General features: G+C 75.4%; 21 protein-coding genes and 1 tRNA gene. 16 read left to right on the plus strand and 6 right to left on the minus strand.

Annotation, left to right across the window (positions count from 1 at the left end; translation table 11 throughout):
- Positions 1 to 4 precede the first annotated feature (4 nt).
- Positions 5 to 1,597 carry a phosphatase PAP2 family protein gene (locus tag AB0O40_RS08540; protein ID WP_365037044.1) on the minus strand — a complete coding sequence of 531 codons (1,593 nt, stop codon included), beginning with the start codon at positions 1,595 to 1,597 and terminating at the stop codon, positions 5 to 7.
- A 432-nt stretch (positions 1,598 to 2,029) separates the two neighbouring features.
- Here AB0O40_RS08540 and AB0O40_RS08545 point away from each other — a divergent pair, with 432 nt between their 5' ends.
- Positions 2,030 to 3,727 carry a glycoside hydrolase family 71 protein gene (locus AB0O40_RS08545; RefSeq protein ID WP_365037046.1) on the plus strand — a complete coding sequence of 566 codons (1,698 nt, stop codon included), beginning with the start codon at positions 2,030 to 2,032 and terminating at the stop codon, positions 3,725 to 3,727.
- 180 nt (positions 3,728 to 3,907) lie between these two features.
- Positions 3,908 to 5,053: an aminotransferase class V-fold PLP-dependent enzyme gene (locus tag AB0O40_RS08550; protein WP_365037048.1), complete on the plus strand. Its 1,146-nt coding sequence runs from the start codon at positions 3,908 to 3,910 to the stop codon at positions 5,051 to 5,053.
- A gap of 150 nt (positions 5,054 to 5,203) precedes the next feature.
- On the opposite strand, the gene cobF is transcribed toward AB0O40_RS08550, so the two are convergent.
- Positions 5,204 to 5,956: a precorrin-6A synthase (deacetylating) gene (cobF, locus tag AB0O40_RS08555; RefSeq protein ID WP_365037050.1), complete on the minus strand. Its 753-nt coding sequence runs from the start codon at positions 5,954 to 5,956 to the stop codon at positions 5,204 to 5,206.
- A 136-nt stretch (positions 5,957 to 6,092) separates the two neighbouring features.
- Between cobF and AB0O40_RS08560 the strand changes: the two genes are divergently transcribed.
- Genes AB0O40_RS08560 through AB0O40_RS08575 form a run of 4 tightly spaced genes read left to right on the plus strand, consistent with a single transcriptional unit; the run spans position 6,093 to position 9,487 of the window.
- A complete protein-coding gene (locus tag AB0O40_RS08560) occupies positions 6,093 to 6,845 on the plus strand; it encodes a (Fe-S)-binding protein (RefSeq protein WP_365037052.1) in 753 nt (250 codons plus the stop codon).
- The gene (locus AB0O40_RS08565; protein ID WP_365037054.1) at positions 6,842 to 8,350 is read left to right on the plus strand and encodes a lactate utilization protein B; all 1,509 of its coding nucleotides are present in this window, start codon (positions 6,842 to 6,844) and stop codon (positions 8,348 to 8,350) included. The genes AB0O40_RS08560 and AB0O40_RS08565 overlap by 4 nt, the downstream gene beginning before the upstream one ends.
- 56 nt (positions 8,351 to 8,406) lie before the next feature.
- Positions 8,407 to 9,093 carry an LUD domain-containing protein gene (locus tag AB0O40_RS08570; protein WP_365037101.1) on the plus strand — a complete coding sequence of 229 codons (687 nt, stop codon included), beginning with the start codon at positions 8,407 to 8,409 and terminating at the stop codon, positions 9,091 to 9,093.
- 4 nt (positions 9,094 to 9,097) lie between these two features.
- A complete protein-coding gene (locus AB0O40_RS08575) occupies positions 9,098 to 9,487 on the plus strand; it encodes a VOC family protein (protein ID WP_365037056.1) in 390 nt (129 codons plus the stop codon).
- 10 nt (positions 9,488 to 9,497) lie between these two features.
- Here the strand turns inward: AB0O40_RS08575 and AB0O40_RS08580 are convergent, their stop codons facing one another.
- Positions 9,498 to 10,070, minus strand: a complete 573-nt coding sequence (locus tag AB0O40_RS08580; RefSeq protein ID WP_365037058.1) for a DUF309 domain-containing protein — start codon at positions 10,068 to 10,070, stop codon at positions 9,498 to 9,500.
- A gap of 92 nt (positions 10,071 to 10,162) precedes the next feature.
- Here AB0O40_RS08580 and AB0O40_RS08585 point away from each other — a divergent pair.
- Positions 10,163 to 10,236, plus strand: a tRNA-Pro gene (locus AB0O40_RS08585).
- An 81-nt stretch (positions 10,237 to 10,317) separates the two neighbouring features.
- Here the strand turns inward: AB0O40_RS08585 and AB0O40_RS08590 are convergent.
- Positions 10,318 to 11,718, minus strand: coding sequence for an FtsW/RodA/SpoVE family cell cycle protein (locus AB0O40_RS08590; RefSeq protein WP_365037060.1), 1,401 nt, complete (start codon positions 11,716 to 11,718; stop codon positions 10,318 to 10,320).
- Between the two features lie 129 nt (positions 11,719 to 11,847).
- Here AB0O40_RS08590 and AB0O40_RS08595 point away from each other — a divergent pair, with 129 nt between their 5' ends.
- Together AB0O40_RS08595 and AB0O40_RS08600 are read left to right on the plus strand one after the other, a co-directional pair.
- Positions 11,848 to 12,606: a response regulator transcription factor gene (locus AB0O40_RS08595; RefSeq protein ID WP_365037062.1), complete on the plus strand. Its 759-nt coding sequence runs from the start codon at positions 11,848 to 11,850 to the stop codon at positions 12,604 to 12,606.
- Positions 12,599 to 14,173, plus strand: a complete 1,575-nt coding sequence (locus tag AB0O40_RS08600) for a HAMP domain-containing sensor histidine kinase (RefSeq protein ID WP_365037064.1) — start codon at positions 12,599 to 12,601, stop codon at positions 14,171 to 14,173. The genes AB0O40_RS08595 and AB0O40_RS08600 overlap by 8 nt, the downstream gene beginning before the upstream one ends.
- A gap of 102 nt (positions 14,174 to 14,275) precedes the next feature.
- Here the strand turns inward: AB0O40_RS08600 and AB0O40_RS08605 are convergent, their stop codons facing one another.
- Both AB0O40_RS08605 and sigK read right to left on the minus strand, forming a co-directional pair.
- Positions 14,276 to 15,025, minus strand: a complete 750-nt coding sequence (locus tag AB0O40_RS08605) for an anti-sigma factor (RefSeq protein WP_365037066.1) — start codon at positions 15,023 to 15,025, stop codon at positions 14,276 to 14,278.
- Positions 15,022 to 15,606 (minus strand): ECF RNA polymerase sigma factor SigK, encoded by a 585-nt coding sequence (gene sigK / locus AB0O40_RS08610; protein ID WP_365037103.1) that lies wholly within the window; start codon positions 15,604 to 15,606, stop codon positions 15,022 to 15,024. Before sigK ends, AB0O40_RS08605 begins: the two co-directional genes overlap by 4 nt.
- 433 nt (positions 15,607 to 16,039) lie before the next feature.
- Here sigK and AB0O40_RS08615 point away from each other — a divergent pair, with 433 nt between their 5' ends.
- From AB0O40_RS08615 to AB0O40_RS08645, 7 genes are all read left to right on the plus strand, one after another.
- On the plus strand, positions 16,040 to 17,605 hold the full coding sequence (locus AB0O40_RS08615) for a molybdopterin-dependent oxidoreductase (protein WP_365037068.1): 1,566 nt from the start codon (positions 16,040 to 16,042) through the stop codon (positions 17,603 to 17,605).
- Between the two features lie 122 nt (positions 17,606 to 17,727).
- Positions 17,728 to 18,375 carry a fasciclin domain-containing protein gene (locus AB0O40_RS08620; RefSeq protein ID WP_365037070.1) on the plus strand — a complete coding sequence of 216 codons (648 nt, stop codon included), beginning with the start codon at positions 17,728 to 17,730 and terminating at the stop codon, positions 18,373 to 18,375.
- A 240-nt stretch (positions 18,376 to 18,615) separates the two neighbouring features.
- Positions 18,616 to 19,278, plus strand: coding sequence for a deoxynucleoside kinase (locus tag AB0O40_RS08625; protein ID WP_365037072.1), 663 nt, complete (start codon positions 18,616 to 18,618; stop codon positions 19,276 to 19,278).
- A 156-nt stretch (positions 19,279 to 19,434) separates the two neighbouring features.
- Positions 19,435 to 20,016 carry a hypothetical protein gene (locus AB0O40_RS08630; protein ID WP_365037074.1) on the plus strand — a complete coding sequence of 194 codons (582 nt, stop codon included), beginning with the start codon at positions 19,435 to 19,437 and terminating at the stop codon, positions 20,014 to 20,016.
- Positions 20,017 to 20,057: 41 nt separating this feature from the next.
- On the plus strand, positions 20,058 to 21,431 hold the full coding sequence (locus AB0O40_RS08635; protein WP_365037076.1) for a histidine kinase: 1,374 nt from the start codon (positions 20,058 to 20,060) through the stop codon (positions 21,429 to 21,431).
- Positions 21,428 to 22,105, plus strand: a complete 678-nt coding sequence (locus tag AB0O40_RS08640; RefSeq protein WP_365037078.1) for a response regulator transcription factor — start codon at positions 21,428 to 21,430, stop codon at positions 22,103 to 22,105. The genes AB0O40_RS08635 and AB0O40_RS08640 overlap by 4 nt, the downstream gene beginning before the upstream one ends.
- 409 nt (positions 22,106 to 22,514) lie before the next feature.
- Complete coding sequence (locus AB0O40_RS08645; protein ID WP_365037079.1) at positions 22,515 to 23,129, plus strand: response regulator transcription factor; 615 nt, start codon at positions 22,515 to 22,517, stop codon at positions 23,127 to 23,129.
- Positions 23,130 to 23,135 lie beyond the last annotated feature (6 nt).

The following is a 23,135-nucleotide window of genomic DNA, read 5'->3' on the forward strand; positions in this document are numbered from 1 at the left end:
GCTCCTACGCCTCCTCGCGGTACACGGCCAGCGCGCCCGGCAGCTTCGTCACCACCAGGCCGGCCGGGGCGTGGGCGTACTCGCCGTCGTGCGCGTAGACCGTGCCGGCCGGGATGTCGGTGATCCGCAGGGACCGCAGCCGGGTCGCGGTGTGGAACGGCGAGCGGCTGAGCGGGCCGGTCATGGACGCGGCCAGCAGTCGGCTGCCGGGCCGCCCGCCGCCGTGCACCAGCCGCAGGTCCAGCATGTCCTCGTCCAGGTTGAGCCGGCGCCGCGGCGCCGGGCCGGTGCCGTGGTACGTGCCGTTGCCCGCGAACAGCAGCCACACCGAGCGGCGCCGCCCGGCCACGGTGAGCCGCATCGGGTGTTCGGCCCGCAGCACCCGCCAGGCCGCCAGCAGCGCCGCCGGCCCGCCGCCGATCCGCGGCGCCCACTTCTGCCGGTACCGCACCAGCTCGGGGAAGACGCCCAGGCTGAAGGTGTTGACGAAGTACCGGGGCTCGGTGTCCGGTTCCTCGGCCGGCGCGGTACCGGCGTCCCGGGGCGCCCCGGCGTCCGGGCCGGGCGCGGGCTCCGGGGTGATGCGGCCGACCCCGACTCTGACCGCGTCACCGGCGGCCACCGCACGGCAGACGGACTCCGCGCCGGTGAGCCCGAGGTCCGCGGCGAAGTGGTTGAGGGTGCCGCCCGGGAAGACGGCCAGCGGCACCCCGGCGCGCAGCGCCGCCCCGGCCGCCGCACCCACCGAGCCGTCGCCGCCGGAGATGCCCAGGACCCGGCACCGTCCGGCCGCGTCCGCCAGGGCCGCTTCCAGCTCCTCGCCCGAGCACTCGACCACCTCGGCCTTGGGCAGCTCCCGCTCCAGGGCCTCGCGCACCCCGTCCCGGCCGCTGCCGGAACCGGAGTTGACCACCACCACGAGCCCGTCCCCGTCGGGCAGCGCGGGCGCCCGCCAGGCCGGCCGCTCGTCCCGGGGCAGCTCCGCGGCCCGCTCGGCCCCGCGGACCAGACCCCGGACGCAGAGCGCGGCACCGACCCCGAGCGCGGCGCCCGCGAGCACGTCGCTGGGGTAGTGCACCCCGGTGTGCACCCGCGACAGGGCCACCGCCCCGGCCAGCGGGACCGCCACGGCCCCCCACTCCGGCGCCGCCAGCGTCAGGCCGGTCGCGAAGGCCGCGGCGGAGGCGGAGTGCCCGGACGGGAAGGAGGTGGTCACCGGCTGCCGGGACAGCCGCCGCACGTCCGGCACCCCCTCCAGCAGGGGCCGGGGCCGCCGCACCGCCCACTTGCCGACCGTGTTGACCGTGGCCGAGGCCAGCGCCAGCGAGGCCGCCGCCCGCACCGCGCCGCGCCGGGCCCCGGGCGAGCCGAAGACCAGCAGGGCGCCCGTGCACCCGGCCCAGAGCAGGCCGTGGTCCGCGGCCCGGCTCAGCCGGGGCAGCACCCGGTCGGCGGCCGGCCAGTGCTGCCGGGCCACCGCGTCGAACAGAGCCCGGTCCCAGCGGGCCGCGGCGCCCCGCCAGGTGAGCACGGTGTGCCGGATGCCGGGCACCGCGGCGGCCGGAGCGAGGTCTGCCGGCAGGCCGGAGCGGGTCATGGGGGGTCCTCCCTGGTCGTGGTGCGTGTTCCTGCGCCTCTACCCGCGTACCGCCCGATCGATCACCCCGTTTTCCGGGCGGTCGGGCCGGGCGCCGGCCGGGGGCCGGGGCGACCCCGCCCCCGGCGGACCACCCGCGTGACGCGGATCACCCGCGATCGTCGAGGGCTCGTAGACGAGGGCCACGGTCGTCGCCATACGCAGCACGGTATCCGGAGCAAAGCCGCGAACCGGTCAGCCGGGGCGGTCCGTCCGGGTCCGGTCGCGGCCGCCGGGGCGTAGGGGGCGTGATGCGTGTGACGTACGTGCCGGGGCCCGACACACAGGAGAACGGTTGTCCGGATGGCGCCGATGGGCTCTACTGCTGTCCATGTCCGGGCTCCACTGGTGTCCATGTCCCGGACGGGGCGCATTCACCGGGAGGGCCAGAGGATGAGCACGGAGCGGTCGAGACGACCCTCATCGCACCGGCGGCGCGGCGGACTTCGCGCCCGCCGCCCGATCCTGGCCTTCCTGATCGCCGGGTTCCTGATCATCGGTGCCTTCGCCGCCACCGGCATCGCCTGGGACCCCTTCGGGCCGGCGGAGGCGGGCCACGCCCGCAGCGCCGTCCCGCGCATCGGCGAGCCCTGGTCCGCCGGGCCGTCCGCGAGCGGCCGTACCGGCAGCCCCTCGCCCGGCACCGGTAGCACCACCGGACCGGCCGTCCCCGGCACGGGCGACGGCAAGGACAAGACCAGGCCCGGCAAGCCCGCCCACCCGGGCGGCAGTTGGAAGCCGACCGCCGCGCTCCCCTTCGACCTGCCGGCGCCGGCCACCCTGCGCCGCGGCGGCAAGCTGGTCTTCGCGCACTACTTCACCCCCTACCCGCTCTCCCTCGACAACCGGCCCGCGCAGGTGGACTACTACACCCGCAACTATCTGAACCCCGCGGGCGAGAGCGGCAAGCACGCGCGCTACGGCGGCCTGCTCCGCGACCGCCCGCTGCCCACCGCGCCCAAGAGCGGCGACTGGGAGTACGCCAACCTCCAGCAGGAGGTGCGCACCGCCCGCGCCGCCGGCCTCGACGGCTTCACGGTCGACCTGCTCTCGCTCTCCGGCAAGAACTGGGAACGCACCAACCTCCTGATGCGGGCCGCCCATTCGGTGGACCCGGACTTCCACATCATGGCGATGCCGGACATGACCTCCATCAACCCGGACCCGGCCACGCTCGCCGACGCGCTGGCCAAGCTGGCGGCCTCGCCCGCCGCGCACCGGCTCGGGGACGGCCGCCTGGTGGTCTCGCCGTTCAAGGCCGAGGCCAAGACCCCCGCCTGGTGGTCCCAGGTCATCGACACCCTCCGCAGCCGGCACGGCATCCGCACCGCGCTGGTGCCGCTCTTCCTCGACTACGGCGCCCACTCGGGGGAGTTCGCCCCGATCAGCTACGGCTTCTCCGAGTGGGGCAGCCGCAGCTACGTCGGCCAGGAGAGCGCCACCCGGGACGTCAAGCGGGCCCACTCCCTGGGCAAGATCTGGATGCAGCCGGTCTCCGTCCAGGACGCCCGCCCCAACCAGGGCGTCTACGACGAGGCGGGCAACACCGCGACCCTGCGCGCCACCTGGAAGCACGCCATCGACGACGGCGCCGACTGGGTGCAGATGACCACCTGGAACGACTACTCCGAGGGCAGCCAGTTCGCCCCCAGCCTCCACAACGGCCACACCTACCTCGACCTGTCCTCGTACTACCTGACCCGCTTCAAGACCGGCTCCTGGCCGCAGATCGTGCGGGACACCGTCTACCTGACCTCGCGCGTGCAGTTCGCGGCCGCCGACCCGACCGGGAACCAGAAGCTGCTGATGGCGCCGCGGCGCGGCACCGCCCCGCCGCGGGACAAGGTGGAGGTGCTGAGCTTCCTGACCGCGCCGGCGACGGTACGCGCCACCGTGGGCGGGGTGCCGTCGACCTACCGGGCCGAGGCCGGGCCGCACGCCGAACTCTTCCCGCTGCGCACCGGCGGCAGTTCGGTGCTCGCCACCCGGGGCGGGAAGCCGGTGGCGGCGGTGGGCCTGGGGTACGAGGCCGAGGCCGTGGTGGCCGTCCAGGACCTCCAGTACTACGCGGCGACCAGCGGGCGGGACTGAGCCCGTCCGGCGCGGCGGGCGGGCCGGCCACCGGCCCGCCGCCCGCCGGACCGGCCGGTCACCGGCCCTGCGCCCGCCGGACCGGCCGGCGGGTCTTCCGCAGCGGGCGGCGCACCGGGCATGATCACGGCAGACGGGCGGGGGAACCGCACCCCGCCACGAGAACCGAAAGGCGTACCCGTGCCCGAGCCGCACACCCCGGCCGAATTCCCCGGCGGGCGGGGGCTGTTCACCCTCGACCCGGCCATCTCGCACCTCAACCACGGATCCTTCGGCGCCGTGCCGGCGCCCGTGAAGGAGGCCCAGGCGGCGCTGCGCGCCGAGCAGGACGCCGACCCCGACGCCTTCTTCGTCTACGCCCCCGAGCGGGTGGAGGCGGCCCGCGCCAAGGTCGCCGCGCTCCTGGGCACCGATCCGGCGGGCATGGCGTTCGTGACCAACGCCACCGAGGGTGCCAACGTTGTCATGAACTCCCTGGCCCTCGCCAAGGGCGACGAGATCCTGGTCACCGACCACGGCTACGGCACCGTCAGCGCCGCCGCGGCCCGCCGCGCGCCGCTGCGCACCGTCACCCTCGACCCGGGGCTGCCCGACGAGGACGCGGTCCGGGAGGCCGTGCTGGCCGCCGTCACCCCCCGGACCAAGGCTGCCGTGCTCGACCACATCAGCTCGCCCACCGCCCGGCTGGTGGCCGGTCCCCGGCTGCTGGCCGAACTCGCCGAGCGCGGGGTGACCACCATCGTCGACGGGGCGCACGCGCCCGGGATGCTGGCCGACCCGCTGGCGGGCGGCGCCGACTTCTGGTTCGGCAACCTGCACAAGTGGGCCTACGCGCCGCCCGGCAGTGCGGTGCTGGCCGTCGCTCCCCGGTACCGGGCGGCGATCCGGCCGCTCAACCCGTCCTGGGAGGACCACCACGGCTTCCCGCGGTCGGTGGAGTGGCGGGCCACCGACGACTACACCGCCTGGCTCGCCGCGCCGGAGGGGCTGGCCCTGCTGGAGCGGCTGGGTGCGGAGAAGGTCCGGGCCCACAACAACGCGCTGGCCGCCCACGGCAGCGCCGTGCTGGCGGACCGGCTCGGGCTGCGCCCGCTGCCGCACACCGAGGGCCTGGCCATGCGCTCGCTGCGGCTGCCCGCCGGGGTGGCCGACAGCATGGAGAGCGCCCGGGAGCTGCGCGAGGAGATCGCCGAGCGGCTGCGGATCCGGGTGCTGATCTGGCCCTGGGAGGGCGCCGGCGGGATCCGGGTCTGCGGCCAGATCTACAACCGCCCCGAGGAGTACGAGGCGCTGGCCGAGGGCCTGGCGGGGCTGCTGGGGCGCTGACCGCCACCCCCGGGCCGGGCGGGGCCCTGCCGGATCAGCAGGGCCCCGTATGCAATGTCACATGTGAGGCTGTGGTGACAGAGGATCCCGCCCGGGGTCGCATGCCCGGGGTTGCACGCCCGGGCCCTCCCGCACGGATCCCGCGGATCCCTATCCGCGCCGCAGCAGGTAGGTGTCCATGATCCAGCCCTTGCGGGCCCGGGCCTCGGTGCGCAGCTCCTCGATCCGCCCGGAGACCTCCGCCAGCCGGCCCGAGACCAGGATCTCGTCCGGGGTGCCGACGTACGCGCCCCAGTAGATGTGGAGGTCCTGGTCCAGGTACTTGGTGAAGGCGTGCCGGGCGTCCAGCATCACGACCACGTCGTCCGCGTCCTGCGGCCAGCCCTCCGCCAGCCGCCGCCCGGTGGTGATCTGCACCGGCCGGCCCACCCGGTTCAGGGTGGTCCGGTGCCGGGCCAGCAGCGCCGAGATGCTGCTGATCCCGGGCACCACCTCGTGCTCGAAGGAGACCGTGCCGCGCTCGTGCACCTCCTCGAGGATCGCGAGCGTCGAGTCGTACAGCGAGGGGTCGCCCCAGACCAGGAAGGCGCCGGTGCCGTCCTCGGCCAGGTCCTCGGCGATGAACCGCTCGAAGATCTGCGCCCGGGCGCTGCGCCAGCCGTCCACGGTGGGCGTGTACTGGGCCGGGTCGCGGTCGCGGTCCGGGTCCCGGCCCTCGACCAGCCGGTGGTCCGGCCGGGCGTGGGCGGCGAGCATGGCCCGCCGCAGGTCCGTCAGGTCCGCCTTCTCCTCGCCCTTCTCCAGGATGAGGAACGCGTCCGCGGCCCCGATCGCCTTGACCGCCTGGAGCGTCAGGTGGTCGGGGTCGCCGGCCCCGATGCCGATCACATAGAACTTCTTCACCCGGCCGAGTCTGCACCATGGCGGCCACGGGGCGGCAGCCGGGCGGCGCCGCGCGGCCGGGGGCCCCGGGACGAGGGGCCGGTCCGGCCCGTGGACCGGCCGCCCCCGGCGATCACCGCTCGCTATGCTCCGGGGCATGCGTGTCGCCCTGTTCGTCACCTGCGTCAACGACGCGTTCCACCCCGGCACCGGCCGGGCCGTGGTCCGGCTGCTCGAACGCCTCGGCGTCCGGGTGGACTTCCCCGCCGCGCAGAGCTGCTGCGGCCAGCCCCAGTACAACACCGGCTACCGGCACGAGAGCGAACCGCTGCTGCGCCGCACCGCCGGGGCCTTCGAGGGCTACGACCACGTCGTCACCCCCTCCGGCTCCTGCGCGCTGATGGTCCGCGAGCACTACCCGCGGATCGGCCGGGCCGCCGCCGCCGAGGGCCGCGGCACCGCCCTGTCCCGGCTGGCCGAGGACCTGGCGCCCCGGACGTACGAGCTGAGCGAGTTCCTGGTGGACGTGCTGGGGGTGACGGACGTGGGCGCGTACTTCCCGCACAAGGTCACCTACCACCCCTCCTGCCACGGGCTGCGCGGGCTGGGCCTGGGCGACCGGCCCCGCCGGCTGCTGGCCGCCGTCCGGGGCCTGGAGCTGATCGAGCTGCCCGGCGCCGAGGAGTGCTGCGGCTTCGGCGGCACCTTCGCCCTCAAGAACCCGGACGTCTCGGCCGCCATGGGCGCCGACAAGGTCCGCGCCGCCCTCGCCACCGGCGCCGAGGTGCTGTGCGGCGCCGACAACTCCTGCCTCCTCCACCTCGGCGGCACCCTGCGCCGCCAGGACGCGCCGCTGCGGGTCCTGCACCTCGCGGAGATCCTGGCGGCCACCGAGGAGGACCACCGGTGAGCGGCACCTTCCTCGGCATGCCGGCCTTCCCGGCCGCGGCGAAGGAGGCCGTCCGCGACCAGCGGCTGCGCGGCAACCTCCGGCACGCCACCCACACCATCCGCGACAAGCGCGCCCGGGCGGTGGCCGAACTCGCCGACTGGGCGCAGCTGCGCGCCGCCGGCCGCGCGATCAAGGACCACACGCTCCGTCACCTTGACCACTACCTCCTCCAGTTGGAGGCGGCGGTGACCGCGGCCGGCGGCACCGTCCACTGGGCCGCGGACGCCGACGAGGCGAACGCCGTCGTCACCGCCCTGGTCCGGGCCACCGGCGCCCGCGAGGTCGTCAAGGTCAAGTCCATGGCCACCCAGGAGATCGGGCTCAACGAAGCCCTGGAGGCGGCCGGCATCGCCGCCTACGAGACCGACCTGGCCGAGCTCATCGTCCAGTTGGGCCGCGACCGGCCCTCGCACATCCTGGTGCCCGCCATCCACCGCAACCGGGGCGAGATCCGCGAGATCTTCCGCACCGAGATGGCCCGGCTCGGCCGCCCCGCCCCCGACGACCTCGGCGACACCCCCGGCGAACTGGCCGAAGCCGCCCGGCTGCACCTGCGCGAGAAGTTCCTGCGGGCCGAAGTGGCCGTCTCCGGCGCGAACTTCATGGTCGCCGAGACCGGCACCCTGGTCGTCCTGGAGTCCGAGGGAAACGGCAGGATGTGCCTGACCCTGCCCGAGACGCTGATCTCGGTGGTCGGCATCGAGAAGGTCGTCCCCACCTGGCAGGACCTGGAGGTCTTCCTCCAGACCCTGCCGCGGTCCTCGACGGCCGAGCGGATGAACCCGTACACCACCACCTGGACCGGGCTGGGACCGTCCAAGGGGGCGGACGGCGACGGCCCCCGGGCCTTCCACCTCGTCCTGCTCGACAACGGCCGCACCGACACCCTCGCCGACGCCGTCGGCCGCCAGGCGCTGCGCTGCATCCGCTGCTCCGCGTGCCTGAACGTCTGCCCGGTGTACGAGCGGGCCGGCGGGCACGCCTACGGCTCCGTCTACCCGGGCCCGATCGGCGCCATCCTCAGCCCCCAACTGCGCGGCACCGGCAGCGAGATCGACGCCTCGCTGCCCTTCGCCTCCACGCTGTGCGGGGCCTGCTACGAGGTCTGCCCGGTGGCCATCGACATCCCCGAGGTCCTGGTCCACCTGCGCGAACGCGTGGTCCAGGGCGGCACCGTCACCCGCCGCGGGGTCCGGGTGCGGATCGCCCCCGCCAAGGGCCACGCGGCCGAGCGGGCCGCGCTGCGCGCCGCCCGCTGGACCCTGGACCACCCCGGCGCGCTGGCCGCCGGCGAGCGCCTGCTGGCCCGCGCCCGCCGGCTGCGCCCCCGCCGCCTGCCGGGCCCGGGCCGCGCCTGGACCGACACCCGCGACCTCCCCGAGGTCCCGGAGGAGTCCTTCCGCGCCTGGTGGCAACGGGAGCGGGCACAGCCCGCCGGACCGAAGGAGAGGGAGGGCCGGTGACCGGCAGTGCGGACGAGCCGAAGGGGGACGGGCGGCCGGTGACGGGTACCCCGGACATGCCGTTGCCGGACGGCCGGGCCCGCGTCCTGGCGCGGATCCGCCGGGCCCAGGCGGCGGCGGGGCTCCCCGACGCGCCCGCCGGGTCCCGGGCCGCGGTCCGGGCCGCGCGCGAGGCCGAGGTCGCGCGCGACTACCTGCGCGTCCACGGCAGCCGGAGCCCCGCCGAGACGGCCGACCTGCTGGCCGCCAACCTGGCCGAGTACCGCGCGCTGGTGCACCGCACCGACGAGGACGGGCTGCCGCCCCTGCTGGCCCGGCTGCTCGCCGCGCGCGGGGCGGGGCTGGTCCTCGTACCGCCCGCCCTGCCGCCGCACTGGCTGGCCGCCGCCGACGTCACCCGGCTGCCGGACCGGGCCGCGGACACCCCGTACGACCTCGACCGGGCCGACAGCGTCGTCACCGGCTGCGCCCTCGCCGTCGCCGAGACCGGCACCCTGGTCCTGGACGGCGGCCCCGACCAGGGCCGTCGCCGGATCACGCTGGTACCGGACCACCACATCTGCGTGGTGCGGGTGCCCGACCAGGTCGTGGACTCCGTCCCGCAGGCCCTCGAACGGCTCGACCCGCGTCGCCCGCTCACCTGGATCTCGGGCCCTTCGGCCACCAGTGACATCGAACTGGACCGGGTGGAGGGCGTGCACGGCCCCCGCACCCTCGAGGTGGTCCTCCTTGCGACAGACTGACCCCATGTCCGCACATATCGCCCTGACCGCCCTCGTCGTCCTCGACTACGACGAGGCCATCGACTTCTACACCCGCGCCCTGGGCTTCGAGCTCGTCGAGGACACCGCGCGCCCCGACGGCAGCCGCTGGGTGGTGGTCCGGCCGCGCGGCGCCACGGAGGCGGCCCTGCTGCTGGCCCGGGCCAAGGACGACGCGCAGCGCGCCCGGGTCGGCGACCAGACCGGCGGCCGGGTCGGCTTCTTCCTGCACACCGACGACTTCGCCACCGACCACGCCCGGATGACCGCCGCCGGCGTCCGCTTCCTGGAGTCCCCGCGCCACGAGCCCTACGGCTCCGTCGTGGTCTTCGAAGACCTCTACGGCAACCGCTGGGACCTCCTCCAGCCGAAGTAACCGCCCGCCCTCACCCACCCCCCGCCAACCGCGGCGCCTCGGCCGCGGCGTCGACGGGGGCGGGGGAGCCGGGGCCGGGTGAGTCCGTGGTGGGGGCGTCCGGACCGGTTGAGCCCGTGCTGTCGGCGTCCGGGCCGGGGGGCGCGGCCGCCTCGATGCGGTCGGCCAGGGCCCGGCCCCAGGAGGCCAGCGCGCCCGGGTCCATCCCGTACGCCGGCCCGTCCGCGTACTCCGTCAGCCCCTGGGCGCCGCGCCGCAGCAGCCGGGCCCCGCCCGTGCGGTTGCCGCGGGCCGCGTGCGTCAGCCCGACGGCCAGCTGGGCCAGCGCCCGCCACAGCGGGGCCTCGGCGGCCGGCCGCGACTTCCAGGCGTCCTCGAAGACCTCGTGCGCGTGGAAGGGGCGGCCCGCGTCCAGCAGCCGCTGCGCCTCCCGGACGGTCTCCGCGGGCGCCCGCACCACCCCCTCCGGCTGCCGCTCCACGCCCTCGGCCCCGTACGGCAACGGCCGCCCCAGCCCGTCCCGCGGCCGGGCGTTCCGCGCCCGCCCGGCCCCGTCCCGATCCCGCTCGCCTCTGCGCTCCACACCCCCATCCTCCCTCGTACCCGGGCACCCCCCGACGTGCGGTAATGTTCTTCCTGCACGCCGCTCCGGCCGAAAGCCGGACCAGCGAGCACCGGGACGTGGCGCAGCTTGGTAGCGCACTTGACTGGGGGTCAAGGGGTCGCAGGTTCAAATCCTGTCGTCCCGACTCGAAAGAGTCGCAGATCAGGGGCCGTTTCAGAGCAATCTGGAACGGCCCCTTGATCGTTTTTGGCCAACAGGCGTCGGGCTACCCGGAGTCCCCGTGTTCCGCCTCGGCCGGCAGGTGGCGGCGCGCCCCGTCGCTGATCTTGATCAGCAGGGCGACGAGCAGCCAGTTCGCCACCAGAGAGGTGCCGCCCTGTGCCAGGAACGGCAGCGCCTTGCCGGTGAGGGGGATGAGTCCGGTGACGCCTCCCGTGACCACGAACACCTGGAGGGCCATCTCCACGGCCAGCCCCGTCGCGAGGAGCTTGCCGAACGGATCTCGGGCCATCAGCGCGGTTCGCAGCCCCCGCTGCACCAGCAGCGCGTACAGGAGCAGGACCGCCGTGACCCCGGTGAGTCCGAGTTCTTCGCCGACGGTGGTGAGGACGAAGTCGCTGCGCCCGGCGAACTTGATCATCTCGGGGTGACCGCCCCCGAGGCCCGTCCCCGTCAGCCCGCCGGACCCGAAGCTGAACAGCGCCTGCGCCAACTGGTCGGAGATCAGTCCCTTCGGACGCTGCTCCTCGGGCAGGAAGATGTCGAACGGATGCAGCCACGCCACGACCCGGCTCTGGACGTACGACTCGAAGGAGCCGACCACGCCGGCGCCGACCGCGGCCATCAGCAGGCCGCAGGCGATCCACCCGGTCCGCCCGGTGGCGACGTACAGCGTGATGACGAAGAGCCCGAAGAAGATCAGCGCGGTGCCGAGATCGCGCTCGAAGGCCAGCACGAACAGGCACGCCAGCCACACCAGCGCGATCGGGCCCAACTGCCGCCCGCGGGGGAGCCGTACGCCCAGGAGGCGTCGCCCCGTCAGCGCCAACGCGTCCCGGTGGGTGACCAGGTAGCCCGCGCAGCACGTCGCCATCATGATCTTCACGAACTCGCCCGGCTGGAAGGACATCGGCCCCAGCACGATCCACCGCTTCGCGCCGTACGTGTCGCCGGACGAGAGCGCCGGAGCGCCGAGCAGCACCAGCGCCGCCGCCGTCGTCAGATAGAGGTAGCGCTGCAGACGCCGGTAGTCCTTGAGCCGTACGACGACCGTGACGCACACGGCCACTCCCACCCCGCACCACACCAACTGCACCGGCGCCACGGCCGGTGCGTCGAACTCGGCCTCGTACGCCGCGTCGAGCCGGTACAGCAGCACCAGCCCGATGCCGGACAGCAGGGCCGTGACGGGCAGGAGCAGCGGGTCCGCGTGCTCCGCGAAGCGCCGCACCGCCAGATGTGCGGCCAGTACGGCGCCGGCCACGACCACGGAGAACACCGCCATGTCCGGCGGCAGCGACCCCGTGACGGCGAGCGACTGGTATGCGTGGCCGCACAGGGTGATGGCCACGGCAAGGACCAGCAGCCCCGCCTCGGCGGCGCGTGCCCTGTTCGGCCCGGGACCGGGTCCGGGACGGGGCCGCCACGACCGGGTGTGCGCTTCCATGACGTTCCTCGGCGTGTGGGGGGTCGGGGTGATCGGGCCCCGATACTGCCCCTGACCTGCTGAGAAGAGACTGAAGCACCCTGAAAAACGCTTCAGGGAGATCCTCGCGCGCCGTGGATACTGACGGTCATGCGAGTGCTGGTGATCGAAGACGAGGAGCGGCTGGCCGCGAGCCTCAGGCGCGGCCTGGAGGCCGCCGGGTACGCGGTCGACGTGGCCCACGACGGCAGGACCGGCCTGTGGATGGCGCGGGAACACGCGTACAGCGCGGTCATCCTCGACATCATGCTGCCCGGCCTCAACGGCTACCGCGTCTGCGCCCGCCTGCGCGCCGAGGGTGTCGACACCCCGATCCTCATGCTCACTGCCAAGAACGGCGAGTACGACGAGGCCGAGGCCCTGGACACCGGCGCCGACGACTACCTGGCCAAGCCGTTCTCCTACGTCGTCCTCGAAGCCCGGCTGCGCGCCCTGCTGCGCCGCGGCGGCCCGCGGACACGTACCCGGCTGCGGCTGGGCGACCTGTGGCTCGACCCCGCCGCGCGGACGTGCGGACGCGGCGGACACCGGATCTCCCTCACCGCCAAGGAGTTCGCGGTGCTGGAGTGCCTGGCCCGGCGGGCGGGCGAGGTCGTACCCAAGATCGACATCGTGGACGACGTGTGGGACGCGTCCTACGACGGGGACCTCAACATCGTCGAGGTCTACGTCAGCGCGTTGCGGCGCAAGATCGACACGCCCTTCGGGCGCACGGCCATCGAGACGGTGCGGGGCGGCGGCTACCGACTGGCGCCGGACGGTGGCGACCGGCCGGCGGAGGACGGTGGCGACCGGATCGCGGCCGACGCCGCCCACGCCGGCGACCGCTCGGCGGCCGACGGTGGCTGACACCCGCGCGGGCCGGGACCGCTTCGCCGCCGTGGCGGGCCTCGCCACCCTCGCCGTGCTCGGCGCGGGCCTGGCCGGCCTCCTGCTGGTCAGTTGCCTGCCGTCGCCGCCGACGGGGACGACCTCGGAGCCCGGCCTCTTCGGCCGGCTCCTCGCGCAGGTCGAAGTCTCGTCGGGGATCGGCGCGTTGCTGACCGCCTGCTTCGTGGCCACCGTCACCTGGCGGCTGGGCGGGAGCGCGCGCAGCCGGGGCGCGGTGACGGCCACCGCGGCGACCGCGCTGCTGCTGACCTTCGCCAACGCGCGCTGGCTGCCCGGCGTCGTCATATCCGGCACCGGCCACGGACACACCTACGTCCCGTGGCTGGCACTCAGCGTCGCCGTCCCGCTCACCGCACTCCTCGTCGGCGCCACCGCCCGGGCGACCGCCCCGCGAAGGGCCAAGCCCGTACCGCCCTGGCAGACGACCGCCCTGCCGGCGGACGAGACCGCACCGTCAGGGCGGTCGACCGTTCCGGCACTTCAGGAGGAGACCGCACCGCCCGCGGACCCGGACCGCCCGTACCGGCTCCTGGTCATCGGATCCGTGGCGACCGCCCTGGTGGCCGCAGCCGCCTGGGCCGTCGTCCTGATCGTGGAACCGCACCCCTGGTGGTGGAACTCCACGGAGGCGCTCACCAGGTGGCTCTTCACCATCGGCGGCGGAGCCGCCATCGGCGTCACCGCGCGGGTCTCGACCCGCCTCGCGCTGCAGCCGGTCGAGACCCTGAACCGCGAGCTGCAGGAGATCACCACCAGCCGCGCCCTCGACCGGCGCATCACGGTCCCCGACGTCGGTGCGCTGATCCCCTGGCTGGCCCGCACCATCAACGTCATGCTCGACCGCGTCTTCGCCGGCGTCGCCCGCCAGCAGCGCTTCATAGCCGACGCCTCCCATGAGCTGCGCAGCCCCATCGCCAACCTCCGCATCTCCCTCGAGGCCTCCCTCGCCCACCCCGAGAAGGTGGACTGGCCCGAGACCGTACGGGACGCACTCACCGACATCGAGCGGCTCCAGTACCTCACCGACGACCTGCTCCTGCTCGCCCGGCTGGACGACGCCGCCCCGACGGCCGGCACTCCCGTCGACCTCGCCGCACTCGCCCACGACCTGGTCGAGGAGTTCCGCCACCTCCGCGCCCACCAGACGCTGCACTTCACCTTCCACACCGAGGGTCCCGTCGTCGTGCACGGCAGCGCGGCGCAGTTGGAGCGGCTGCTGCGCAACCTCCTCGACAACGCCGCGCGGCACGCCCGTACGGTCACGGACATCGCCGTCACCTCCGGCGCCGGCGGCTCGGTCCGGGTGGAGGTGCGCGACGACGGCCCGGGTATCCCGCCCGCCGACCGCGAGCGCGTCTTCGAACGCTTCACCCGCCTGGACATCGCCCGCGCCCGCGGCACCGGCGGCGCGGGGCTGGGCCTGGCCATCGCCCGCGAGATCGCGGCCCGGCACGGTGGCACCCTCCGCGCGGCCGCCAATCCGTCCGGCGCCCTCCTCATCGCCACTTTTCCCCCAGGCCTGTGAGCCCCCGGCGGACCGGGGCACCCCGGCACGGCCTTCGTCCCGGAGGAGTGGTGCCCGACGCGGCCGGGCCCGCCGGGGGCGATCCGTCCCGCGGCGATCAGGTCAGGTAGGGAGGGGGAGGAGGAGGAGGGGGGTGGTGGTGGGGTGGGGGGAGCCGCCGGTGGGTTCGAGGGAGAGGCCTACGGCGGCGGCGTCGGCGGGGTCGCCGGCCAGGACGACGGTGCCGTCACGGTCGATGAAGCCGGCCGGACGCATCGTGTCGCCGTGGGCGAGCCAGAGTTGGTAGGTGCGGCCCGTGCCGGGGGCGGGCAGCCGGCCGGCGGTGAAGACGGCCTTGTTCTGCCGGGCGGAGGTGACGACGGTGGCCAGGGCGCCGTTGGCCGTGCGGCCGTGGACGGTACGGGCGTCGGGCGCGGCCAGCACGGCGCTCACCACGTCCAGTTCCCGGCGGGCCTGCCGGGCCTGCTCCTCGAGGTCCGCGCCCCGCTGCGACTGCCAGACGGCCACGCCGCCCAGGGCCGCGGCGGCCACGCTCGCGGCCAGGGCCAGCGGCAGGGCCCGGCGGCGCAGCAGGGCGCCCAGCGCGCGGGACCCGGCGGGTGCCGGTACCCGGGGCGGCAGTTGGCGGACCCCGTCGACCGCGGCCAGCACCCGCGCCCTGGCCGCCGCGGGCGGCGGCTGGGCGACGGCCGCGGCCAGCCGGGCCGCGGTCGCCCCGAACTCGGCGGCTTCCTGCCGGCAGGCCTCGCAGGACCGGAGGTGGGCCTCGAAGGCCAGGCGTTCGGCGGGCTCCAGCGCCCCCAGGGCGTAGCCGGCGGCCAGCGTGTGGGCATCGGACGCGTGGTCTTTCATGTGGTCACCCCCATGCAGTCGCGGAGCCGGATCAGGCCGTCGCGCATGCGTGTCTTGATGGTCGGCAGCGGTGTGCGCAGGGCTTCGGCGACCTCACGGTAGGTCAGCCCCCCGTAGTAGGCCAGGGTCACCGCCTGGCGCTGGAGTTCGGTCAGACCGCGCAGGCAGCGGCGTACCTGTTCGGACTCCAGACGGGTCTCCACCTGCTCGGCGACCTCGTCGAAGGCGGGCACCCGCTCGCGGGCCGCCAGGGCCTGCTCGCGGTCGGCGGCCGCCTGGGCGGAGCGGACCCGGTCCACGGCCCGGCGGTGGGCGATCGTCGCGGCCCAGGTGGTGACGGAGCCGGCCTCGGGGCGGTAGCGGGCGGCCTGCCGCCACAGGTCGATCATGACCTCCTGGGCGACCTCCTCGGACTGCGCCCGGTCGCGCAGGACCTTGAGCACGATCCCGAACACCATGGGCGCCAGGGCGTCGTAGAGGGTGGCGAAGGCCTCCTTGTCGCCGCGGGCGACCTCCTGCATGACGGCGGCCAGGTCGGCCCGGCCGTCGTGGCCGGTGTCCAGGGGGAGCGGTCGGTTCACCGGCGCCGCCCCGGACTCGGCGACCAGGCGCAGGGACGGCCGGGTGCGGTCGTCGGGGGGCGGGGCGTCCATCGCATGCCGGTCCTCTGTCGTCGCTCCATCGGTCCGGACCGCCCGTGGGGAGGTCCGGCCACCGCAGCCGGTGGCGGGTGTCGTCGGTCCTTCGTAGCGGACGGCCCGGCGGATGGGTGGGTACTCCGCCGCGCCGCGCCGCGCCGCCGGGTCGCCGTGCCGGGCCCGTCCGGGAGACGGGTGCCCGCCCTCTCCGTACTGGGTTCGCCCGGGGGCCGGGTGCCCGCCTCTTCGCCGTGCCGGGCCCGCCCGGTGGACGGGTGCCCGCCCCCGCCGCCCTGCCGAGCCCTTCCGGCGCAGGCCAGAGGCTGGTTCTCACTCTTTCGGGTGAGGGACCAATCCGCCGGGCGGCGGCCGCCGAATGCCCGGTGTGAGCAGCTTCCGCAGCACCCTCTCCAGCGCCGGGCTCGGCGCGACGGCCGGACTCCTGGCCGCCGGCACGGCCCTGGCCGTCGCCGAGCTGGTCGCCGCCCTGGTGCGGCCGGCCGCCGGGCCGGTGACGGTGGTGGGCGGCGCGGTGATCGACCGGACCCCGGCCGCGCTGAAGGACTACGCGATCCGCACCTTCGGCGAGAACGACAAGACCGTCCTGCAACTCGGCATCCTCGCCGTCCTCGCGCTCTTCGCCGTGGCGGTGGGGGTGCTGGCCCGGTACCGGCGGCGGGCGGGCCTGGCGGGCGTCCTGCTGTTCGGGGTGGTCGGCGCGCTGGCCGCGCTGAGCCGGCCCGACTCCGCGGGCCCCGGGGACGCCCTGCCCTCGGTCGCGGGGGCGGTCGCGGGCGCGGGCGTCCTCCACCTCCTGACCACCCGGGCGGCCGCCCCCGCCGCCGGCTCCGGTTGGAGCCGGCGGGGCTTCCTGACCGCCGCCGCGGTGACCGCCGGCGGCGCGGCCGCGGCCGGTGCGCTCGGCCGGTTCCTGGCGGGCCGGCGGGGCCGGGGCGCGGTCGCCTCCCGGGACGACCTGCGCCTGCCGGCGCCCGCCTCCCCGGCCCCGGCCCTGCCGCGCGGGGCGCAGCTGAAGGTGCCCGGCATCAGTGCCTTCACCACCTCGAACCGGGACTTCTACCGCGTCGACACCGCGCTCGTGGTCCCGAGGGTGGACGCCGACGGCTGGCGGCTGCGCCTGCACGGCAAGGGCGTCACCCGCCCGCTGAGCTACACCCTCGACCAGCTGCTGGCCCGCCCGTTGATCGAGCGCGACATCACCCTCACCTGCGTGTCCAACGAGGTCGGCGGCCCCTACGCCGGCAACGCCCGCTGGCTCGGCGTCCCGCTGGCCGGGCTGCTGCGGGAGGCCGGGGTCCGGCCGCCGTCCCGGGGCGGCCGGGCCGACCAGCTGGTGGCCCGCTCGGTGGACGGGATGACCCTCGGCTCGCCCGTCGAGGAGGTGATGGACGGCCGGGACGCGATGCTCGCCGTCGGCATGAACGGCGAGCCGCTGCCCTTCGACCACGGCTTCCCGGTCCGGATGCTGGTCCCCGGGCTCTACGGCTTCGTCTCCGCCTGCAAGTGGATCACCGACATCGAGCTGACCACCTTCGACGCCTACGACCCGTACTGGGTCAAACGCGGGTGGGCCCGGCGGGCGCCGGTCAAGACCCAGTCCCGGATCGACACCCCGCGGCCGTTCGGCCGCCCGGCCGCCGGCCCGGTCACCGTCGCGGGCGTCGCCTGGGCCCAGCACCGCGGCATCTCCCGGGTGGAGGTCCGGGTCGACGACGGCCCCTGGCGGGAGGCCGACCTCGCCGCGGCGGACACCGCCGACACCTGGCGCCAGTGGTCCTTCCCCTGGCGGGCCACCCCGGGCGGCCACACGATCACCGTCCGCGCCACCGACGGCACCGGCGCCACGCAGACCGAGGAGCGCACCCGCACCATCCCCGACGGCGCGAGCGGCCGGCACAGCGTCTTCGTCACCGTCCCCTAGACCACCCCGACAGACCACCCCGACAGACCACCCCGACCGATCCCGGAAGCACCCCCCCGATTCCCGAATCCAGTCCCGATCCCCGATCCCCGCAGTCCATCGATACGAGGAGCACGACCAGCATGAACAGCATCACGATCCGCCGTACCGCGATCGCCGTCGCCGCAGCCGCGCTGCTGCCCTTCTCCCTGGCGGCCTGTTCCGACTCCGGCGGCGACACCAAGGCCGCCGCGAGCACGGCCGCCGCGGACCGGGGCGCCGACGCCCCGAGCGCCGCCTCGGACGGCCCGGCCACCGGCGACGGGCCCTTCGGGCCGGCCTGTGCCGGGGTCCCGAAGGAGGGCGCCGGATCCTTCGACGGCATGGCGAAGGACCCGGTGGCGACCGCCGCCTCCCACAACCCGGCCCTGTCCACGCTGGTCGCAGCCGTCCAGCAGGCGGGCCTGGTCGACACCCTGAACAACGCCAAGGACATCACCGTCTTCGCGCCCACGAACGACGCCTTCGCCAAGATCCCGAAGGCCGACCTCGACAAGGTGCTGGCCGACAAGGCGCAGCTCACCAAGATCCTCACGTACCACGTCGTCGGCCAGAAGCTCACCCCGAAGCAGCTGGAGAGCGGCAGCTTCGAGACCCTGGAGAAGGGGATGCTCACCACCACGGGCTCCGGCGAGTCCTACCAGGTCAACGACGCCAAGGTGGTCTGCGGGAACGTGAAGACCGCAAACGCGAACGTCTACATCGTCGACACCGTCCTGATGCCGAAGTAGCCGGAAACCCCCGACACCCCGGGCCGGGGAGGGTTGAGCGGCCCCCCGCCGGCCCGGGGCCCCGCCGGTGCGACGCGCACCGTTCGATCGTTCGATAAGATGGGCCGTCGAGGCCGCGGCGTTTCGAAGAACTTGCAGAGACGCAGGCCGGAGGCCGTTCTCTCTTCCGGAGAGAGCGGCCTTTCGTGTGTCCGGGCCGGTACGGCCGTGGACGGGAGATCCCCCGGGGAGAAGTGAGGTATGGCAGTGATCTGCGTCGGCGGCATGATCGGCATCGGCAAGACCAGCGTGGCCGAGCTGCTGGCCAAGGAGCTGGGCAGCGAGGTCTTCTACGAGAGCGTGGACGACAACCCGATCCTGCCGCTCTTCTACACGGCGAGCCCGGAGGAGATCCAGGCCAAGCGCTACCCCTTCCTGCTCCAGCTCTACTTCCTCCAGACCCGGTTCGCCTCGATCAAGGAGGCGTACAAGCAGGGCGACAACGTCCTGGACCGGTCGATCTACGAGGACTGGTACTTCGCCAAGGTCAACCACGACCTGGGCCGCATCAGCTCCCTGGAGATGCAGGTCTACGAGGGCCTGCTCGCCGAGATGATGCGCGAGATCGACGGCCTGCCCTACCGCAAGGCGCCCGACCTGATGGTCTACCTCAAGGCGGACTTCGAGACGGTGCTCGGCCGCATCGGCCTGCGGGGCCGGGACTTCGAGCAGGACGAGGGCCTGGTCGAGTACTACCGCACGCTCTGGTCCGGCTACGACGACTGGGTCCACAAGCACTACTCGGCCAGCGAGGTCCTGGTCATCGACATGAACGTCAACGACGTGGTGAACAACCCCGAGGACGCGGCCCGGGTCGCGCAGCAGGTCAAGGACGCCCTGGCGGCGGCCCGGACCCGGATCTGACCCCCTCCGGGGCCGGTCGCCCGCGGCTGCACCGGCCCCCACCCCCTACCCCGGTAGGGGGTCGCGGATGGCGCCGTGGCGGGACGCGCCGAGCGGGTGCCCGGACCTAGTTTTCGGGTGTCGGCACGGGGCCGGCCCGAGACCAGGGGACAGACCATGACCGCCACCGCACCGCACCACGCCCGCACCACCGCCACCACCTCGCGCACCGGCCGCGCCGCCGCACGCAGCCGCTTCGCCCGCCGGGTCGGTCACGCCGCGCTGCTGCTGCCGGCCGCCGTGGCGAGCGCCGGCGCGGTGGCGCTCGGCCGGTCGGACGCGGCCCGCCGCTGGTGGGCCCGGACCGCCGAGCAGCAGCCGGGCGCGGGCCGGCCCGGCCCCGCGCGACTGCTGGCCCACTCGCTGCTCTGCCTGCCGCTCGGCTTCCTGGCCCTGATACCGGTCGGGCTGGAGATCCTGTTCGTGCTGCGCGGGGTGCTCTACCCGGTGGTGCAGGCCGGTCCGTACACCACCGCCTGGGGCGGGCCGAGCACGGCCGGCGCCTGGCTGGCGCACTTCGGCGTCGGCCTGGCCTCCGCGGTAGCCGGGCTGGGCGCCCTCTGGCTGCTCGACCGGCTGCACGCCCGGCTGGCGCGCGGGCTGTGGGGGCGCCGGGTCGGCGCGTGGCCGTACCTCGTGGTCGCCGCGGCCTTCACGGGCGGCGTGCTGCTGGTGATCGCCTGGACGCACCAGATATGACCCGGGACCCCCGGGAGGAGCGCCCCGTACGATGGGCCCCGATGAAGATCATCAGTCGGGCCGGGCGGCGCCTGAGGTCCCTGGCGGCCGCGCTGGCCGCCGGTTCCTGGGGCGACCTGGCGCGGCCGTCGGTGCCCTTCCCGGGCGGCCGGCGCGGCCACCGGGTCCTGACCGGGGCGGTGTGCTTCCTCGCGGTGGCCGGGTACGTCACCGGTACCGCGGACCTGGTCCAGCACTACGACCTCGGCTACGGCCCGGCCATGGCCCTGAGCCTGCTCCGGGCCGGGCCGCCGGTCCTGGCCCTGAGCCGGCCGCGGGCCGCCTGGTGGGCGGAGCTGGCCGCGGTGGTGGCGACCGCCGCGCTGACCCGGCCCGGCTCCGCGGAGGAGCCCTGGCCCTGGGCCGTGACCTCCGTGCTCACCCTCGCGGTGACCCTCGGCGTGGTCGGGCTGCGGGCCTCCGGCCGCGCGGCGCTGGCGATGTGGCTCCAGGTCCTGGCGGCCGGCGCCGTCCTGGCCCTGCTGGTCCCGCAGCCCGGCCGCTGGTACGGGCTGCTGCCGGCGGCCGGCATCCTCGCGGTGGTCGCCGTCGCGGCCGAGGCGGTCCGGGGCCGGGGCGACGTCCAGGCGCGGCTGGCGCGGGCCGAGGAGCGCGGCGCGGCCGAGGAGGCCCGGGCCACGCTGCTGGCGGAGCGGGCCCGGATCGCCCGCGAGCTGCACGACGTGGTGGCACACCACATGTCCGTGATCACCGTGCAGGCGGACAGCGCGCCCTACCGCCTGGCCGGCGTGTCGCCCGCCGCGGCCGAGGAGTTCGGCGCGATCGCCGCCGAGGCCCGCCGGTCCCTGGCGGAGATGCGGCGCCTGCTGCACGTGCTGCGCAACGAGGACTCGCCGGACGGCCTGAGCACCCCGCAGCCCGGTCTGCGGGACCTGCCGGGCCTGGTCGAGACCACCCGGCGCGCCGGGGTCGAGGTCCGGCTGGCGCCGGCCGGCGAGGTCGGGGACCTGCCCGTCGCGGTGAGCCTGTCCGCCTACCGGCTGGTCCAGGAGGCGCTGAGCAACGTGGTGCGGCACGCCGCCGGGGCCCGGGCGGAGGTCGAGGTCCGCCGGGCGGCCGGCGCCCTGCACGTCACCGTGGTCAACTCGGCGCCGCGGGAGGCCCGTCGGGCCGTGGAGCCGCGGGGCGGCGGGCACGGGCTGGCCGGCATGCGGGAGCGGGTCGCCATGCTCGACGGGGAACTGAGCGCCGGGGCCGTGCCCGGGGGTGGCTTCCGGGTCGCCGCGGTGCTCCCGCTGCCGCCCTCCCCGGACGAGTCTCCGGACCAGCCCCCGACTCCGGACCCGTCCCCGCCCTCGGGCCCGGGGGTGCCCCCGGAGCCGTCCCCGTCCGTCCGACCGTCAGGACCGCAGTGACCATCAGAGTGCTCGTCGTCGACGACCTGGCCATGATCCGCGCCGGCTTCGGCGCCCTGCTGGACGCCCAGCCCGACATCGAGGTGGTCGGCGAGGCCGGCGACGGCGAGGAGGCGATCGCGCGCTGCGCCGAACACCGCCCCGACGTGGTCCTGATGGACGTGCGGATGCCGGTGCTGGACGGCCTGGCGGCCACCCGCCGGCTGCTGGACCCGCCGCCCGGCGACCCGTACCGCCCCCGGGTCCTGATGCTCACCACCTTCGACATCGACGACTACGTCTACGACGCGCTGGCCGCCGGCGCCAGCGGGTTCCTCCTCAAGGACGCCCCGCCCGCCGACCTGGTCCAGGCCGTCCGGGTGGTGGCGGCCGGGGAGGCCCTGCTGGCCCCGCGGGTCACCCGGCGGCTGATCGAGGGCTTCGTCCGCAGCCGGCCGCCGGTCCGCACCGCCGAGGGCCGGGTGCACGGCCTCACCCCCCGCGAGACCGAGGTGCTGGTCCTGGTCGCCCGGGGCCGCTCCAACGCGGAGATCGCGGGCGAGTTGTACCTCGCCGAGCAGACGGTCAAGACGCACGTGAGCCGCATCCTCGACAAGACCGGCGCCCGGGACCGTGCCCAGGCGATCGTCTTCGCGTACGAGAGCGGCCTGGTCAAGCCGGGCGAAGCGGACTGAACGCGGCGCCGGCGGGCGGTACTCCGCTCGCCGGCCCGGGCGGGCACGGCGAGGGCCCGGGCGCTCTGCGATCGTGGGCCGGGGCATCTCGGAGGCACCTCGGGGGCGGGTCCACGCAACCGCCGGGTGGGCGCCGGGGGCGCGGCTCCCGGTCCGCCGGACGCGCCGGGGGCCGGCCCAGGCACCCGGAATCGGCCGTACCGGTTCGGGCCGGCGGCGGGGCGGGGGCCGGGCCGGCGGGGTGGGGACGGAGGCCGGGGCCGGTCCCGGGGGCCGCGGGCGCGGGGGCCGGGGGGACACGGTTCGGCCACGTGCTTCCGTGCGCCCGGCGCGAGGGCGTTCTTCCGCCGGGGTTGCTGGGCACCCGCAGGTGGTGCCCGTCGATCAGTACCCGAGGAGAGCCCCCGAAATGACCAAGGTCCTCGTCCTGCACAGCGTCAGCCTCGTGCGGTCCGGCCTCGCCGCCCTTCTGAGATGCGAAGGCGGTTTCGACGTCACGTCCGCGGGCTGGCGGACCGCCGCGCGCCAGGCCGAGTCCTTACGGCCGGACGTGACTGTCGTCGACCTCGACTGTCCGGGCGCCTCGGCCACGCTCGGGGCCGCGGCCGGGACGGGCGCCGCCGGACCGCGGTCCGAGCCCTCGCCGCCGCTGCTGGTGCTGGCCCGGCCCGGCGCGCCCGGTTCGCTGCGGCGGGGGGTGCGGGCCGAGGCCCGCGGGTACGTGGACAAGGACGGCTCGCCGGACCGGCTGGTGCGGGCCGTCCGCAAGGTCGCCGCCGGGGAGCGGTTCGTCGACGCCTCGCTGGCCTCGGCCCTCCTCGACGCCGACGAGGTGCCGCTGAGCCCACGGGAGTTGAGCGTGCTGGCCCGGGCCGCGGAGGGGGACTCCGTCGCGGAGATCGCCCACGCCCTGCACCTGGCCTGCGGGACGGTGCGCAACTACATGGCCGCCGTGACCCGCAAGACCGGTGCGCGCAACCGGATAGACGCGATCCGGATATCCCGGAAGGCCGGCTGGGTCTGATGCCCC

Origin of the sequence: Streptomyces sp. NPDC089919, assembly GCF_040684615.1 — a bacterium.
GTDB lineage: Bacteria > Actinomycetota > Actinomycetes > Streptomycetales > Streptomycetaceae > Streptomyces.